The sequence below is a fragment of the Hungatella sp. SB206 genome, assembly GCF_051132295.1.
Lineage (GTDB): Bacteria > Bacillota > Clostridia > Lachnospirales > Lachnospiraceae > Hungatella > Hungatella effluvii.
Map to the genome: position 1 here is coordinate 5713392 of NZ_CP096603.1, position 15191 is coordinate 5728582.

Annotated in this window: 10 protein-coding genes and 2 pseudogenes; 3 read left to right on the forward strand and 9 right to left on the reverse strand. The window is 41.1% G+C overall.

What is annotated here, in order from left to right:
• The first annotated feature begins 128 nt into the window (after positions 1 to 128).
• Complete coding sequence (locus M1L66_RS25285) at positions 129 to 1247, forward strand: BtrH N-terminal domain-containing protein (RefSeq protein ID WP_434688732.1); 1119 nt, start codon at positions 129 to 131, stop codon at positions 1245 to 1247.
• A gap of 116 nt (positions 1248 to 1363) precedes the next feature.
• Here M1L66_RS25285 and feoB read toward each other — a convergent pair whose 3' ends face one another.
• From feoB to M1L66_RS25320, 7 genes and pseudogenes are all read right to left on the reverse strand, one after another.
• On the reverse strand, positions 1364 to 3361 hold the full coding sequence (gene feoB, locus M1L66_RS25290) for a ferrous iron transport protein B (protein WP_434688733.1): 1998 nt from the start codon (positions 3359 to 3361) through the stop codon (positions 1364 to 1366).
• Positions 3354 to 3587 carry a FeoA family protein gene (locus M1L66_RS25295; protein ID WP_002602399.1) on the reverse strand — a complete coding sequence of 78 codons (234 nt, stop codon included), beginning with the start codon at positions 3585 to 3587 and terminating at the stop codon, positions 3354 to 3356. Before M1L66_RS25295 ends, feoB begins: the two co-directional genes overlap by 8 nt.
• A 194-nt stretch (positions 3588 to 3781) precedes the next feature.
• Positions 3782 to 5767 (reverse strand): excinuclease ABC subunit UvrB, encoded by a 1986-nt coding sequence (gene uvrB, locus M1L66_RS25300; RefSeq protein WP_434688734.1) that lies wholly within the window; start codon positions 5765 to 5767, stop codon positions 3782 to 3784.
• A 317-nt stretch (positions 5768 to 6084) separates the two neighbouring features.
• Positions 6085 to 7368 (reverse strand): tyrosine-type recombinase/integrase, encoded by a 1284-nt coding sequence (locus M1L66_RS25305; protein WP_434688735.1) that lies wholly within the window; start codon positions 7366 to 7368, stop codon positions 6085 to 6087.
• Entirely contained in the window at positions 7365 to 8558 is a 1194-nt protein-coding gene (locus M1L66_RS25310; protein ID WP_434688736.1) for a site-specific integrase, read from the reverse strand. Before M1L66_RS25310 ends, M1L66_RS25305 begins: the two co-directional genes overlap by 4 nt.
• A gap of 1006 nt (positions 8559 to 9564) precedes the next feature.
• A pseudogene (locus M1L66_RS25315) lies at positions 9565 to 9675 on the reverse strand (site-specific integrase); the annotation flags it as partial.
• Positions 9676 to 10000: 325 nt separating this feature from the next.
• Positions 10001 to 10942, reverse strand: coding sequence for a helix-turn-helix transcriptional regulator (locus M1L66_RS25320; RefSeq protein WP_002591467.1), 942 nt, complete (start codon positions 10940 to 10942; stop codon positions 10001 to 10003).
• A gap of 94 nt (positions 10943 to 11036) precedes the next feature.
• Between M1L66_RS25320 and M1L66_RS25325 the strand changes: the two genes are divergently transcribed.
• Both M1L66_RS25325 and M1L66_RS25330 read left to right on the forward strand, forming a co-directional pair.
• Positions 11037 to 11456, forward strand: a complete 420-nt coding sequence (locus M1L66_RS25325) for a pyridoxamine 5'-phosphate oxidase family protein (RefSeq protein ID WP_434688737.1) — start codon at positions 11037 to 11039, stop codon at positions 11454 to 11456.
• Positions 11457 to 11506: 50 nt separating this feature from the next.
• Positions 11507 to 11614: pseudogene (locus M1L66_RS25330) on the forward strand (site-specific integrase); the annotation flags it as partial.
• A gap of 368 nt (positions 11615 to 11982) precedes the next feature.
• Here M1L66_RS25330 and M1L66_RS25335 read toward each other — a convergent pair.
• Both M1L66_RS25335 and M1L66_RS25340 read right to left on the reverse strand, forming a co-directional pair.
• Entirely contained in the window at positions 11983 to 14007 is a 2025-nt protein-coding gene (locus M1L66_RS25335; RefSeq protein ID WP_434688738.1) for a nuclease-related domain-containing protein, read from the reverse strand.
• Positions 14008 to 14138: 131 nt separating this feature from the next.
• Positions 14139 to 15056: a DUF5688 family protein gene (locus M1L66_RS25340; protein WP_434688739.1), complete on the reverse strand. Its 918-nt coding sequence runs from the start codon at positions 15054 to 15056 to the stop codon at positions 14139 to 14141.
• Positions 15057 to 15191: the final 135 nt, after the last annotated feature.

Consider the following 15191-nt stretch of genomic DNA (forward strand, 5'->3'; position numbering starts at 1 on the left):
ACAGAAATATGTCTAAAAATAGATAAACCGGTCGTACAAATGCTCAAAAGCCTCTTGACTCTATCACAATGTCATGGTTTAAGATCAGGATAACACGAGAAACATAATCACGAAAAGCGAGGTGTACTATGAAACAAATCATTGAACTGAAACACCACTCCCACGACTATGAATGCATGTGGAATGGAATCGAAGATCTCTATATGAACGAAACAGGAGAATCTCTCCCGGATGGATTTTTCTTTCTGCTCTCCGGCTTTGGCTCCTTCTGCTACCGAAAAACAGACAAATCAGACTTGAAACGCATGGTAGCCCTCGGCGACGGCCGGACAAAACACATGTATGCATTTCTGGCGCCGATCGCAGGGTTCACCTACGCACACCATTCCTACAGCACCTTTGAACGGGCGCTGAAAAAGGCGAAAGAGGAAATCGACGCAGGTCATCCCGTTGTATTGGGGGCTCTCGATATGTACTATCTCTCCTATTATCCAAAGCTTTACCAGAAGGAGCACATTCCCTTTCATTACGTACTGATGACAGGATACGACGACGATCAGCGCCTCATCTGCCTCTATGACTGCGGCCGGACGCAGCTTCTTACCCTGGGATATGACGAACTGAAAAACAGCATGAACTGCAGTTATCCAGGATTAAGCAGTGAAAATACGATCTGTACGGTCAGAATGACGGAAAAAAGGAGCAAGAACCAGATTGCCTCCGAAGCTCTGGCGCTTCAAAAGGAGCATTTTCTGAATCCTCCCGCTTCATTCCTGGGATACAAAGGCCTTGAAAAGATGATCCGCGAGCTTCCCGACTGGAAAAAACAGCTGACAAAAGAAGAGTATGACAAAATCCTGCTGAATATGGTCACATTTTTTGGTACCGTTCCCACAGTTCCTAATGCGCTGAAGGGAATCGCGGAGCCGGATGAAATACGTTACCGGGGAACATTCGACAAAATGGCCCAAATGCTTGTCGAAATCGGAACGGAATGGTTGGAAGAAAACGGAATGGTACAATCGGAGGAAGGCGGTATGGTGCGGTCGGAGGAAAGCGGTATGGTACGGCCGCAGGCAGGCTGGATTGAAGCAGCGGATTGTTTCCACAGATGTGCCGATTATATTGAGGAGATATCCACCGTCATCATCCGTTATCTGAGTGGAAACGGTGATGAAACGGACCAGTTTCCGTCCCTTTTCACCGCACTGCTGGAACAGTTAAAGAAAGGTTACTCGCTGCTTTAATCCGGCATCCTGTCATGTCCAGTTCCTGATTAAATCCTAATTTCATTTTCATACCTGTATAGAAAAACGCCCGAACAACTTTACCGTTCGGGCGTTACAAACTATTTTTATTGAAATTAAAAGAGTAAGCTTCCAATCTGGAACACAAGCACCGCGGCTCCCCATGCGGTCAATATCTGAAACAGAACCATTCCCAGAGTCCATCTTGTAGAACCGGTCTCTTTTCGTATGGTTGCCACCGCAGCGATACACGGAGAATACAGCAGGCAGAAAATCATCAGCGCATAAGCATTGACCCCGCTAAAACCAATGGAGGACAGAACTCCGGAGAGCTGGTTCATGCCTCCGGCCGAATTGATGTTTCCAATTCCAAACAAAACGGAGAAGCTGGATACCACGACCTCCTTAGCCGACAGGCCTGATATCAGCGCCACCGCGATTCTCCAGTCCCCAAGGCCGGCAGGATTCAGAACAGGCACCAGAACCCGCCCGATCATAGCGGCAAAGCTGTTGGAAACATCCTCCACAAATCCGGATGGTCCGCTGTTTAACACAAACCACAGGACAATGGAAGCCAGGAATATGGTGGTTCCCGCCTTGCTCAAGTAATCCTTTACCTTATCCCACACATAGATGGCCACCGTGCGCATATTCGGCGTCTTATACTCGGGAAGCTCAATCAACAGGGTATCCTCTTCCCCGCCCTTTGACATCCGGTGCGTCACATGGGCCACCGCTATGGCTACAGCGAGTCCGATCAGATACAGGGAATAGGCCACGATCAACGCATGCCGCGGAAAAAACATATCCGCAAACAGAACATAAATAGGCAGTCTGGCTGAACACGACATAAACGGTGTGATCAGAATGGTTCTTCTTCTGTCCTTTTCACTTGGCAGAGCCCTGGCCGCCATGACGGCAGGCACGGTACAGCCAAAGCCTAACAGCATGGGTAAAAATGCCTTGCCGGAAAGCCCTACCCGCCCCATCGTCTCATTCATGACATAGGCAACTCTGGCCATATAACCGCTGTCCTCCAGAAAGGCCAGGGCCAGAAACAGGATAAAAATATTCGGCAGAAACGTCAGAATTCCGCCGACACCGGCCACAATGCCATCCACAACCAGGGACGTGATCCATTCCGAAGCGTGAATATTCTGAAGGAAATACAGCGTACTGCCCGAGAGCCAGTCGAGACCGACTTCAAAAAATCCCTTTAAGAAATCACCGACCGTGAACGTCAGGAAGAATACCATTGCCATGATCCCTAAGAAAATAGGAATTCCCCAGATTGGATGCGTTAAAAACGCGTCAATCTTATCGGTCGATGCGGCCTTTGATTCCTTGTTGACCAGACACTCCTTTATGATCTCTTCTATGTAATCGTATTTCTGATTAATAATCTCTTTCTCGTAATTATGGTCAATAATGTTATTTAAATCTACCGGATGATCATTCCATACGGTCTCATCGTATTCCATAAACTTGATGGCATGCCACCGTAAATTGTCCATCTCCCCATAGTGGGCCTTAAGCACCGTCTCCACCTTGGAAATCTTGTTTTCGATCCGGGGGGTATACCCCACTACCGTGCCCTGGGGACCTTCCTCGTAGTGATGAACCACGGCGTGCATCAGCACATCCAGGCCGGTACGCTTTCTGGCCGATACCGGTACGACAGGAATGGAACCCAGCATCTCAGGAAGGCGGTGCAGATCGATTTCCATCCCGCGGTCCTCCACGATATCCATCATATTCAAAGCGAGGATTACCGGTTTCTTCAGTTCCAGGAGCTGAAGGGTCAGGTAAAGATTTCGTTCCAGTGAAGAGGCATCCACTACATTGATGATGACGTCGACTTCCCCATCCTCGATGCATTTTCTTGTGACTTTCTCCTCGATGGTATAGGAAGTCAGGCTGTAGATTCCTGGTGTATCAATGACACGGATCGGCTGTCCTTTATAGCTGGTTTCACCTTCCACCCGCTCCACCGTAACTCCGGGCCAGTTTGCCACCTTTAATTTTGCTCCTGTGAAGGCGTTGAACAGCGTTGTCTTACCACAGTTCGGATTTCCGACGAAGCCTACGTTAATTACCCTATTTTCATCACTCATGGTCTGCGGCCTCCCTGATCTCAATTCCCTCTGATATTCTGCGCCCTAACGCCAGACGGGTACCCCTTACCTTTATAATCACGGTCCCACTGCCTTTTTTATTCATCAGGGTTACCGGCGTCATCTCGTTGACGCCGAGGGCCTCCAGCCGCCTCGTAATCGTGTCATCCACCATTACGCTGTAGACAATATATGTCTTACCTATTTCGCCTTCGTGCAATTTCATTCTGTTCTCCTCCGGACTGCCGTTTCAAATGCATTTCCCCTGTTTTATAAAATGGAAAACCCAGGCCTCACAATCGCTGGCCTGGGCACCTCATATATTCCGGCGTCCATAGAAATTCTACACTTATTGAGAATTATTGTCAATATCAAATGCTACTGACTTTCTATGATTTACGGATAGTTTTCTGGTTTTATTTACTCGTCCAGTTCCTGGAGCATCTTTTTCACTTCCACCATACGGTCACGCAGCCTTGCGGCCTCCTCGAAGTTCAGCTCTGCCGCCGCCTGATGCATCTTCTTCGTCAGCTCCTTCGCCAGTTTCTCCAGTTCCTTTTGGTCCATGGATTCCGGATCCTTTTCAAAGGACTTCTTGTCCTCAATCGCTGCCTTCGAAATAGCGATTAAATCACGGACTGACTTCTTGATGGTCGTCGGCGTGATGCCGTGTTCTTCGTTGTACTGCTGCTGAATCGCGCGCCTTCGGTTCGTTTCTTCGATCGCCACCCGCATGGAATCCGTGATAGAATCCGCGTACATGATTACGTGGCCCTCAGAGTTACGCGCCGCACGCCCAACCGTCTGGATCAGAGACGTCTCCGAACGGAGGAAGCCCTCTTTATCCGCATCAAGAATCGCTACCAGCGTAATCTCCGGAATATCGAGGCCCTCACGCAGCAGGTTGATTCCGACGAGTACATCGAATACATCGAGACGCATATCACGGATAATCTCCGAACGCTCCAGCGTATCGATATCGGAGTGAAGATACTTAACCCGGATTCCGATCTCCCTCATGTAATCCGTCAGGTCCTCGGCCATACGTTTTGTCAGCGTTGTGATCAGAATCTTGTGCTTATTCGCGACCTCCTTGTTGACCTCCGAGACGAGATCATCGATCTGGCCTTCCACCGGACGCACCTCGATCTCCGGATCCAAAAGTCCCGTAGGCCGGATAATCTGCTCCACCCGCAGCATCTCATGGTTCGCCTCATAGACAGAAGGTGTTGCCGACACAAACATCATCTGGTCGATCTTCGACTCAAATTCCTCAAAATTCAGTGGTCTGTTATCCAGAGCGGAAGGCAGACGGAATCCATAATTGACCAGGGTCGTCTTCCTGGACCGGTCTCCCGCAAACATACCCCGGACCTGAGGCAGGGTGATATGGGACTCATCCACAATAATCAGGAAATCATCAGGAAAATAGTCGATCAGCGTGCAGGGCGGCTCTCCCGCCCTGGATGCAGTTAAATGCCTGGAGTAGTTCTCTATACCGGAACAGAACCCGGTTTCCCGCATCATCTCCACATCAAAATTCGTCCGCTCAGAAATTCTCTGCGCTTCCAGCAGTTTATCCTCGCTTTTAAAATAAGCCACCTGTTCCTTAAGCTCTGCGAGTATCGTCTGAGTTGCAAGCTCCAACTTCTCCTTTGAAACCACGTAATGGGAAGCCGGGAAGATCGCGATGTGTCCCAGCTCCGTCTTCCCTTCTCCGGTAAGCGAATCGATCTCCGTAATCCGCTCCACCTCGTCCCCGAAGAACTCCACCCGGTAAGCGTCTCCGCCCGAGTAAGCCGGATAAATCTCCAGCACATCGCCTCTTACGCGGAAACTGCCTCGCTTAAAATCCATATCATTTCGTGTATACTGGATGTCGATAAGCTTGTGAATCACCTCGTCCCTGTCTTTTTCCATCCCAGGCCGCAGGGAAATTACCATCTCCTTATAATCGATGGGGCTTCCCAGACCATAAATACACGACACGGAGGCCACAATGATTACATCCTCCCGCTCAGACAACGCAGCCGTGGCGGAGTGGCGCAGCTTGTCAATCTCGTCATTGATGGCAGAGTCCTTTTCAATGTATGTGTCCGTTGAAGGGACGTAGGCTTCCGGCTGGTAGTAGTCGTAGTAGGAGACAAAATACTCGACCGCATTCTCCGGGAAATATTCCTTGAACTCGCTGTAGAGCTGTGCGGCAAGGGTTTTGTTGTGGGCAATGATGAGGGTCGGCTTCTGGATTTGCTGGATTACATTTGCCATGGTGAAGGTCTTGCCAGAGCCCGTAACCCCTAGTAAAGTCTGGAATTGGTTGCCTTCCTGGAAGCCTTTTACAAGGGCTTCAATCGCCTGCGGCTGGTCGCCGGTGGGCTGGTATTCTGAGTGTAATTTGAACTCCATTTTCGCTTTTTCCTTCCTTGGTGACCACTTAAAAAGTTCGCCTATTAGGCAGAAATTCGTAAAAGAAGACTGTTTTGAGTTGCCTAATAGACGAACTTTTGCCATTTTACGAATGAAGGTCACCAAAATGCTATTTTCTTAACTCCGCAACACTATATAAACTCAATGAAATTAGTAATACCAAATGTCACCAAAATTATAACATAGCGAAAGGAAAAAGTATAGGCGCAAGTAGGAACATTTGTTCTTTCCCTGCGCCTTGTTTCATTTTGAGAACCAAATTGATATTTGATTGAAACTACTACTGCCCTTAATTTTTAAAAATAATCTTCTGCCGGAACTTCGATTTCCAACAGTTCTTCCTCAAGCTGCTTGTCTACCTCCTTTATCGGAAGCACCTCATCTATGAACGGCTGAATTTCATCTACACAGTCAGCGATAATTTCCCGGTTATCACCATATACATCTAAGGTGATTAGCTCCGTTGCATGTCCCATTAATTTGGATACCGCTTTGGGATTAAAATTATTTTTCAAAAGCAGTGTGCAGAAGGTACTGCGTAAATGATGCCACTTTATATCCGGCAGGTTGTTATCCGCTAATAGTTTTTTATAATATTTCCAATGGAAATCCTTGCTTCGCGGTTTTCCGTAGTTAGAGCAGCAAACATATCCTGAATCCTGAAACTGGCTTCTCCTGCGACTCTTATTTCTCTCATACACCTCCCTCTGTTGCAGAATCGCCTCAAACACATAATCTGGTATCGGAATATCACGATAGCTCGATGGGGTCTTCAATCCAAGTTCCTGTTTTGTAAAGGTTTTAGGTGGAAAGTCTTCTTTTTTTGTGTTGATTTTCTTCCCCAACTGCCGGCGAAGCTTTAGTGTTCGGTTAATATAGTCAATATCCGAATATTTCACGCCGTTGATTTCCCTTCTGCGAAGTCCCATTAATACATTAAACAGGATCTGCATATGTATCGGCGTGTCCCTGCTGGCCTCCAATAGAATCAGAATCTGATCCATTGTCAGGGTTTTCTGTGTGTCAATACTGCGGGCATGGTATTCCTTCTTCTTTACCGTTTTAGGAAGGTTGATACCAACTGCCGGATTCTCCGCAATGATTTTTTTCGCTACAGCATAGTTCATAGAGACATTCATCACCGTTTTAACCAGCCTTGAGACCGATACAGAATATTCTGCACGGTCGTTATACAGCTTTTGAACATCTCCACGGTTAACGGCTGACATCTTTTTCTTTCCAAGGATTGGAATAATGTGGTTATACACAATATTGGAATAAGCAGCATAAGTTTCTTCGCTTCTTACCCTCTTGCATATATCCTCCTTTATCCAGAACTCTAAAAAGTCACTTACTTTAACATTCTCATATACAATATAAGTTCCAGCATGTAATTTACCTATTGTGTTATCCCTGGCAGCATTAGCCTCTTTATCTGTCTTAAATCCCGACTTTTGCTGAGTTCTTTCAGTACCATCTATGTATTTTAAAACAACACGGTATCCGAATTTTCCCTTTATAGGAATCACTGGCTTTACTTCCCAATCCACATACTGCTGAAGGCTCAAATCAATTATCATACTGCCCTCCTTTCCACCGGAACAAACGCTTGATTCATAAATGCCAGAATATTCTCGTTTTCATCCATCACGTCACAATAATATTCAAACGTTGTGTGGACAGAGCCGTGCCCAAGTAATGCAGATATTTTAATCAGTGGAACCCCCATCTCAATCAGAATTGTTGCATACATATGCCTTAATCCATGTACCGTGATATGCGGGAGGCCATTCTTGCTACAAATTCCAGTTAAAGCGCTATTTAAAGCTGACAAACTATGTGGTTTTCCATTTTTCTGACAACTGATATAATCCTTGTCATCATATTGACCGGCATAAACTACCTTATTGAACTCCACAAGTCGTTTCCGTTTTTCCAGTTCTTCTATGATTATGGCTGGAACCCGCAAAACCCGGAAACTGTTTGGTGTTTTGGGATCACGTTCTATCAGTCCGTAATTGTCTATTTTACTTCCACTCCCTTTTTTAATAAGTGGATCTGAAGCAATCTGCCTTCTGATAGTTACGGTCCTCTTCTCCATATCCAAATCACTGAATTTAAGTCCAAGAATCTCGCCTTTTCGTAAGCCACAGAATAGGCCTAACAATATTTCCAAATACCAGTTATTTTCGGAAGACGCTTTCAGCAGGACCTTGATTTTTTCTTTACTCAGAATTGTTATCTTTGGCTTTTGTCTCTTATACGGCTTTGTGCCAATAACCGGATTGGTTTTAATATACCCACCGATTACTGCCTCTTTCATTGCCATATTTAGAATCTCCCGCCCTTTATTTCCTGCAGAGGCACTGACCTTAGCTACCCGCTCCAATAATGCATCAAGATATTCTACATTGGTAAACCGGACCTTGATGTCGTACTCAATATTCGGCAGGATTAAGTCATAAACCGCATACGCGCCTACCATTCTGGTTGTTGTTTCAATTCTTTGAGAGAATATCTCCTCAAACCAATAAATCAAATAATCCTTAAGCGTGACTTCTGTATTGATTTGATGTGCCAGATGATAGGCCCGATACGCCTTTTTAAACTCATCTTCGTGTCGCCTATAACTCTTATCAGCCTCTTCACTGGTAGCAAACCCGCCCTTTTTGCTGTACTTTATCGAACCATCGTCCTGAAGTATCTTGGTACGGTGATACCATGAATTATTTTCAAAAAAAGCTGCACTATTCTGTGGTTTTCTTTTCAACTGTCTCACCCGCCTTAACTAATTCCGTCTAGCCAGTCATCAAAAGATTGTTTAGGAACCCTGAAAAGCTTTCCAACTTTAAGGACCCGGAACGGCTTTTGATTCCGATACGCCTCGTCCAAAAAGGTATATGTTTTGCTCCTCCCAATCCCTAAAATCTCCTGGATTTCCTCTGCGTTATATACTTTTTTATCTTTCTGTAAAACTTCTATCGCTGTCACCCCCTTTACAAAGGCAACTAGCCATGAGCATGATTGATGCCACCTAACGTGGTTCAATCTTAGACTAATCGCTAATACTATATTGATTTCACAAAACCGCTCAGTTTTTAAAACAGTCTGTTTCTCTACAATCATTGTAAAAAATTGGCTTTTGTTTCCTCAAGAGCATTTCACAATTTTTTTACTTCTTATAACATTTCATTAAGGTGGTTGTGCTTTCTCCAAAGCAAATTTTCATGCCGTATTTACTCGTCCCCCGGCATCTGGAGTTGTCCTACCTGTTCGCAAAACAGCTTAAACCACGCCAGATGTTTCCATACTAACGCAGCCTCCCCTCATTAGGTGAGCGGCAGTCCCCACAAGTTTCCAACTGATATCATCCTCGCACAGCTTATGCGGCCGTCACAAGCCATCAAACCCCTGCCCGGGCTTATTTTGATTTGATATATTTCGCAGCATTTCTGCTATGGCGTATCTCTCGTATGCTCGATTTCAGTTTTTGTTATAGGACAACTGAACCTATGCTATTTTCAATGTACAAAAAATAAACCTTATATAGTATAAATAGGATTAGAATGGGATTATTTAGAAATCTTATAGAAATAAATTGATTATTTTAAATTATATATGTCTCTTTCCTTATATTTTCATATCTTCTTAAATGTCCGAATAGCTCCATTTTATCAGCTATTCGGGCATTTTTCTTTTGTGGTAAACCTCGCATATCAAGGTCTAACTTCTTATATTTTTCCTATCAAACGTGGTTAAAATCGTGGTAAATACTTCTATGCGATTAGACGCTGAACCTCTGATTTTGCCGTATCTATGGACGCATGAGCATACCAGTTCATAGTGATACTGATATTTTAATGCCCCATGATATACTGTGGGTTCTTCCTCACATAATCATTTTGTCCACATGAACCCGTATGTTCAATTCGGCAAAGGCAAGGTTATTGTAAATATGAATTTTGATGATGAAGATGAATAGCCTTTATCCTCTCACAGAAGATACAGCAAACAAAAAGTCCGATCAAGAGTGCAAGCACCAACTATGGTGGCAAGGCTCTTGACAGGACTTTTTCTTTACTGTTTTGAGATAATCAAGAGGAATAAAGGGGGATTTTATTGCCATGAGAATAATGTGAAAGTCAAAGTTGCCGTGAAATTCATTGATAATCAGACAAAGACAACGTAGGTATCACATTATATGCCTTATTTTTATAGATTATCGTAATATTGGTACAATTCTTTTGCTCGTTTCGATACAAGTTTTTTTAAATGCTCTGGATAGATAGACTTAATCAATTTTCCATATGAAAGTAAATAATCAGCAATAAATCTTTCTTCCCCTACGTTGTAAAATCCTTTTATTTTATATTGTCCATCATATTTGACTAATTCCATTGAGGGATAATTTTCTTTATAAAATAAATCCACTCCTTTATCTAATATTTGAACTTCAAAATCTGTAGCATTTTCAGACTTAAATATGTTTGTCGAACGATTTAGAAGTTCTTGCCTTGGCTTCGGTATATAGCACTCACTTTCTGAAATATCAATAATTTTATCACAACGGAAAACTTGAACTCTTTGCCTGTCATGATTAAAACCTGTAACATACCATTGTCCAAAAGATGAAGATATATTAAAAAACTGCACTTGTACTTCTGATACGAATTCGCCTTTTTTATAAGAGATACAGCACACCGTATCTTTTACTGCCATTTCTAAAATATCTTTTAGTAAAGGACTGCTATTATAATGCTTAGTCCCCTCAAGGCTTAATGTATGTTCCATCTTATTAATAGTATTAATAAGTTCATCAGACAAGCAAGTTTCAAACTTTATCTTTAACTTTTCAATACTTAAATGAAAAGGAGTCGATTCATAGGCGTTTAAAGTTAGCATAGCAAAATACAAAGCATACATTTCATCAACAGTAAAAATAATTGGTGAAAGAAGTCTGTTTTTCAAAATCCCATAACGTCCATTTCTTCCAGTTTCCGAAAATATGGGCATACCGATTTCTTCTAAAGATTGTATATCTCGAATTGCTGTACTTTTAGATATTCCGTACTCTTGCATAATATCTTTCAAGTTAAAAAAACTTTTATCATTTAAAAAAATCATCATGTCATTCAATCGTGTTGATTTACGCATTTGTTTAAACCTCCTTATTTCGTTAAATGGAGTCATGTTCTGATACCTTTTTATATTATACTAATCATGTATCAATAATAAAAGGAGGATTTCTATGGATACACTAAAAGAATTTCAAAAAATGATGGCAGCACAGACTGACCTTGCGTTGGCAACTATCGGAACAGACGGCATTCCAAATGTTAGAGTTGTCAATTATTATTTCAATCCCGAAAATAATATTGTATACTTTGCAACATTTAAAAATAACGTCAAAGTAAAAGAAATGAAACAAAATCAGAATGTTGCCTTTACAACAATTCCAAAAAAAGAAAACGAGCATATAAAAGCGAGAGGAACTGCTATCAAGAGTAAAAAAACTATTTTTGATTTGGCAGATTGTTTTTGCGAGAAGATACCTGATTATCGAGAAACAATAGAATATGGTTGGAAATCACTGATAGTATATGAAATACACTTTGAAACAGCGACCGTTACTTTAGATTTATCGAATAGTAAAACTCTCAAGTTGTAAATAATTATAACTAAATTTATTAATTATAGTACAAGTGCCATGAGGAAGCATTACAGTATATCATGGGACATTCCAACATCAACATGACGTTGAACTATTATGCTCATGCCACTTCTGACAGTGCATTAGCGAAAATGGAACGGTTGATTGCGCAGTAGTAAATAGAGGTTTTACTACTCTTTCTACTACCTTTGAACACTGAAACATGAGGGGATATGAGAAGATTTAAGAATATCTTCCGATACGAAAAACGCCGGGAAGCCTGTAAATACAGGCTATACCGGCATATAAGAACTTATAAAGAGATAGTCAAAAGTATAGTTTGATCTGGGAATAAAAATCACTACTAGGTACAGAGTTGCCAACCTTACCAACAACGCCATCCCGAAAAACGAGGCGGCGTTTTACAATAGGGGCACTTCTGATTAGTGTGGCCAGAAGCAATATGCTTCCTGCGCCCCTCATGGAAACAGATTCTGGTGCTTATATCCCCCAGCGCTATCATCTGCAAAACACAGGCTGGGCTTTATATCTGTCTATCAAATTTTACTATATCTTCATCTAAAATATAATTTACCGTGCCAAGATATTCTCCTTCTCCATATCTTGGTATTGTTATATTTTTTCTTTTTACAACCTCCCTATACCATTTCACCGCAGTCGGAGAAGCAATATATCTCTTAAAATCATCGATGGTTGGTTGGCTATTTTCCCATATTTTCTCCTTTTTATAAATCTTCGACCCACTCCATATCTTTATATACTGGCCATTGTCAGAAAAAAACCTGATTAGAACGGACTCATCAACAATTCTTATGCCATCAATTTCCAGCGATGTAAAGCTATCTATATTCGTGCAGACCAATTGAATAATCCGTTCTTCCGGATAAGGTTCAGGAGGAAGAAATCCATTGGTTATATCTCTAATCAAGGCCCAATCCCTTAATAAAACTTGTTTCCTTAGTTTAAGCTGTTTTATGGCCTTCTTTATCTCTTGGCGGTCTTCATAGTAACGTTTGGGATCGTAAGGTGTCACCAGATGCTTTATTTCAATTATCACAACATGATTATCAAATAAAGCTATAACATCAAAATCTGTATTTCCTATAGAGGATTTAAATTCTATTTTATCTGCATAGACATACCATAAGGAAGACTGCGACAATTTATTTCTTAAATAGGATTCATACTCATCTCCAATTGCCGCCCGCTTTATTTTATAATCCAGCATAATCTGCTCAAGCATTCGGGTGATATTAATTTGCCGAATCAAATTAGGGGCAAATAAAACCCTTTTACCACTTATTTGAACCAACGGTTTTGAGAATAAATCGCCCTCTTTCCCGCGTTGCGGATAATATATAAACCACTCCACCAGCTTAGCTGCTGTATTTAAACTCTTGCCATATAATCGTGAAAAACTTTTAATTAGCAAATCAATATCAACTACTGGACATAGATAATTAAACCGATCATGTTCAATCTCTTCCCAATTATGATTTAAGATATTTGAATAAATTCCGCTCATTGTCACCAAAAATTCATGCACCTCAAGGAAGTCATTCAATTCACCATATGGTAACGTTTGCCTTAAATAGGCTGGAAAAATATCCGTCTGCTTTATAATTTTCATTGTGCAGTTAGCAGATAAATTACAACGCAAGTAAACCTCCAATTCCAGTTCAAAAATGCTCTTCCACAAATCCAACTTTATTTTCTTGGCAAGGCGTATTATAAACTTATTCCCATTAATTATTCTATTTTGATTTGATATCAATAAATCAATACTATTTTGAAATCTTCTGGCCTCTCTGCGTATTCCTGCAACAAAATCAATCAGGCTCGCTTCATTGGAATTGGGCACAAAAACTGTAATATCATCATCTGTATCCGTTTTTCCAAGTTTAACCGAGTAATCCTTATATATATAAAGGGACCATAATCCGTTTATTAATTCACAAAAATTTGAATGATGAACGAACTTCATAATATCCGGACATTGCAAACATTGCTCATATGTTAGATTATCGCAAGGTTTTTCAAAATTACTGTCATAATAATATAAATAAGGAATTGAATAATCTATCAGCTCTATTAGATTTTCGCTATTCTGTGATGTTGAATATCTCATACCAGGATAGATTTCAGATTCTACATTTGCAACCAAATGCTTTATCCCTGTGATTGGCTTTTTACCATCTATGTTATTCAACTCAATACCAAGTTTATGCTGATCCTCAAATAACGAAATTAATGCCCTCAATTGATAATCCAATGGATAATTCATAAATTCCGTATTTTCTCTGGCAGCATTATTTTTTTTCATGTTACTATAAATAGCCTCATAAGCCACCCCCAGTTCCATCATCATAAATCCAAAGTCTGTTTCATATTCTTCATCCATTGACATTATCATCTGTACTAAAGATTCTAAATCTGAATCTTTGTAATTATATGAAATTGGCGAGCCAAGAAGGTTGCGATACAATACAATCTTTTTAAATTTCTCCGGATTTCCTTGATATATGTTGTATAGTTCCTTAATGTCCATTTTAAACCACCTTTTAAATTACAATTTCAGCCATCTAATTATCTACCCCCATTATACAATATACCGAAATAAAAATACAGCAGTGTATATACTCTCATACATACACTGCTGTATCATACAGAAAACTTTACCTAACTATGAACTTCTTTCACTACTTCCATTTTATCAGTATTGCGTTTGTATGTGAATATCATATCCGACAAAAATCCTTCTTCATCCGGACTATCAGAATTGACGCTAGCTATTAAACTGCGAATCTCCTCTGGCCGTATAATGCTGACAGGATGAATAACTGCATAATCATAGTTAAGGAATACAATATATAAATCTTCCCCTAAGATATCACTTAATTTTTTTGCTACTCCAGGAAGGAAAATTGAAACTGCTCCATTGAATATGACTTCATTTGTAACCCCAACCATATCATATCCAGCATCCTTTTGAAATATATCGGTATCCATAACAGAATATGCCTCAAGACCTGTCAACATAATTGGCGGAAATAAATTATATGTATTCGTAAATGCCTCTTTTATTACCTCTTCTTTTCCTTTATTCCATATCTCCAGGTACTCGGAACTCACAGCACTGCTTACATAGGCTCCATGAACAAAGCCAATATGAATATAGACAGTCAAAGCAATGTCACCAATTAAATCGTACATTCCGTCTTTTAACTTTTCCATGTGTTTTACATAATTAATCGGCCGAATAATCAGGTGACTTCGTATCTGCTCATAATCATCAGCGACTTCCAGCGGGCTGATTTTTCCAACTTCCCCAGCCTGTCTCAGTTTACTTTCCACTATTCTCAAAATATGTTTCAAATCCATTTTGTCAAATGCAAGTGCTTCATATAATTCCTGTGTATGGAAACTCAATTCGTAAGTTCCATTCATTTTTTTTCCTTGCTTGCTCACCACCAGTAAATCCAAGGTTCTCCCATTGTTCTGTGGTGTTGTCCTAAATTCTATACTCGTTCCATTCCATCCTTTTGTTACTTCGCGTATTTTCTGGCAAAGCGCCGCAATAAATTCTTCATATTTCATATAAGCCTCCATTTCATGCCACTATGGGCAACTATCTTTTTTCATATTTGTATAATAACTACGGAACAATGTCATTATGGTATCAAATCCTGCCTATGAGATTTTCCATCCATACATCATCAAAATTATAATTAT